Origin of the sequence: Rhodococcus sp. R1101, from assembly GCF_000278445.1 — a bacterium.
In the GTDB taxonomy this organism is placed as follows: Bacteria; Actinomycetota; Actinomycetes; order Mycobacteriales; family Mycobacteriaceae; genus Rhodococcus; species Rhodococcus gordoniae.
In genome coordinates this window covers 1-2,302 of record NZ_AJVB01000558.1, presented here as the reverse complement: position 1 = coordinate 2,302, position 2,302 = coordinate 1, and the positions used below count along the sequence as shown (strand labels likewise).

The 2,302-nt window shown below is 67.0% G+C and carries 2 protein-coding genes and 2 tRNA genes; 2 read left to right on the top strand and 2 right to left on the bottom strand.

From position 1 onward, the window contains the following. Window positions 1–878, bottom strand: an 878-nt coding sequence (locus R1101_RS28040; RefSeq protein ID WP_016935317.1) for a carboxylate-amine ligase, incomplete at its 3' end; no start/stop codon positions are given. Window positions 879–1,531: 653 nt separating this feature from the next. Beyond that, window positions 1,532–1,605: transfer RNA gene (locus tag R1101_RS0121530), tRNA-Gly, on the bottom strand. A gap of 141 nt (window positions 1,606–1,746) precedes the next feature. Between R1101_RS0121530 and R1101_RS0121525 the strand changes: the two genes are divergently transcribed. After that, window positions 1,747–1,823: transfer RNA gene (locus R1101_RS0121525), tRNA-Pro, on the top strand. A gap of 66 nt (window positions 1,824–1,889) precedes the next feature. Next, window positions 1,890–2,302: trigger factor (locus R1101_RS28035; RefSeq protein WP_037224467.1), on the top strand; the 413-nt coding region annotated here is incomplete at its 3' end.

Genomic DNA, 2,302 nt, shown 5'->3' with positions numbered 1-2,302 from the left:
GGGACCGGGGGAGCGGCCACGCCCGCCCGTACGTCCCGTTCGGCCGTGGCGACGAGCGCACGCACGACGGTCGCCATGAGGACTGTTTCGTCGACGGTCGCCGGGACATCGCTCACCCGCACCTCGACGGTGGGAAGATGCGCGGACGGACGCACGTCCCAATAGACCATGCCCGGATCGAGGATGTTGCCGCTCTCGATCATGATGTCCACGACGGAATCGAAGTGTTCCACCGACGTGAAACGAGGTGGGGGACCCGAGCACGGCCATCGGCCGGCGACGATCGCGCGCCAGCTCGCGTATCCGGTGTCCCGGCCCCGGTACAACGGTGAGTTGGCCGTCGAGGCCAGCAGGGCGGGCAACCACAACCGGACGTGATTGCACACATGGACCGCGATCTCCCGGTCTGCCACGCCGACATGGACGTGGCAACCGCAGACCTCCTGCTCCTCGACCAGCCGTCCGTACCGCTCCGCCATCGTCCGATACCTGGGCACGTCCGTCACAGGTGCGAGCGGCTGGACCGTCGGCGATGCCCCCGCCGCCAGCAGACCCACACCGCACTGCACGGCCGCAGCGGCGGCTGTGGCCCTGGCCTCGAGGACGCGGGCCCGCAACTCGGTCGCGCTGCGACAGACCGGCGTGTTCACCTCGATCTGGATCCGCTTGAGTTCGTAGTCCATCCGGGCTCCGAGCCTCCGGCCGGCGGCCACGACGGCCTCGTTGCTCTCGGTGAGACACTCCGAGGTCGTGTCGACGAGGAAGAACTCCTCCTCGACCCCGACGGTCGGGCCGGAATCCGTTGCCCCGGTCCTCGCGGCCCGGGGGCTCGCGACGGCCGCGAGGTCGAAGGATGTCGATGCCGGGCGCCGAGTCATCGCCGCCTCCCTTGCTTCGCGAGGCGCCCTCGATGCGGGCGGGCGCCTTGGGGTGACGCCGGCGCCTTCTCGACCCACCATGGCCTACGGTGAGACGAGAAATTGCTGGATCTCGCACCATGGTTGCACGGAAACGGTGTTCCCCCTTCGCGATCACCGAAATACCGGACGTTCGCGGTGGAAACCTCGGGAGTCGGGACCGACCGGAGCCGATCCCGACTCCGGTCGGCCGGAGACGGGACGGTGCCGGGCTGTCGACACCCCCCTGCGGTGTCACCCGACGACCTCCCGCCCGTTCGTGGTCACGTCCGTTCATGGAGGTGACGCAGGATCGCGGCGCGGTGGTCCCACGAGGTCGTCGGAATGCGGATGTACGAGGGGGCGACTCGCACGGTGTCGGTGCGGCAACGGTGCCGTGGGTCGACGCGGAAGCGGACTGCAGCCGAGATCGCACTCGAACGACTCGTGGTGGGCTGCTTCTCAACCTCGACCGCATGATGGCACTCATCCGGCACTGTGTCCAGAAACGACGGGATACGTGCGGAGGCCGCCGATCGGCCGAACCTCCGGAAAACGACGAACTCCCGCCGATGCGGTGCGCAATCGGCGGGAGTTCGTCGTGTCGTGGTCCCGGACAGGATCCACGACCCTCATGGAGGGGATGACGGGAATCGAACCCGCGTAGCCAGTTTGGAAGACTGGGGCTCTACCATTGAGCTACATCCCCGTTGGGCTGCGGCGCCGGTGGTCGACCGGTGCTGCGGCTTGCGAGATGAGACTGTACCGGACCTCGCTTTGGATTTCATAATCGGGGGGCCGTAGGATTCTGCGATGGGTCCCGCGGGTCGATTGCGGGTGCCTTCACGACCGGGATGTGGCGCAGCTTGGTAGCGCATCCGCTTTGGGAGCGGAGGGTCGCAGGTTCGAATCCTGTCATCCCGACCAGATCGAACAGCGTCAGCGCGCTCAGTAGTGAACGAACGACCGACAAGAGAGCACGACAGAAGGAGCATGTCCGTGAAGAGCACCGTCGAGCAGCTGAGCCCGACGCGAGTCCGTATCAATGTTGAGGTGCCCTTCGAGGAGCTCCAGCCTGATTTCGACCGCGCTTTCAAGGCCCTCGCAGGCCAGGTCCGCATCCCGGGTTTCCGTCCCGGTAAGGCTCCTCGCAAGATCCTCGAGGCCCGCGTCGGCCGCGGCGCCGTCCTGGACCAGGTCATCAACGAGGCCATCCAGAGCCGTTACAGCGAGGCCGTGACCGCGAACGACGTCAAGGTCATCAGCCAGCCCGAGATCGACGTCACCAAGCTCGAGGACAACGTCGAGCTGGCGTTCACCGCCGAGGTCGACGTCCGACCCGAGATCACCCTCCCCGACTTCTCCGAGATCGCCGTCACCGTCGATCCCGTCCGACGATCACCGAC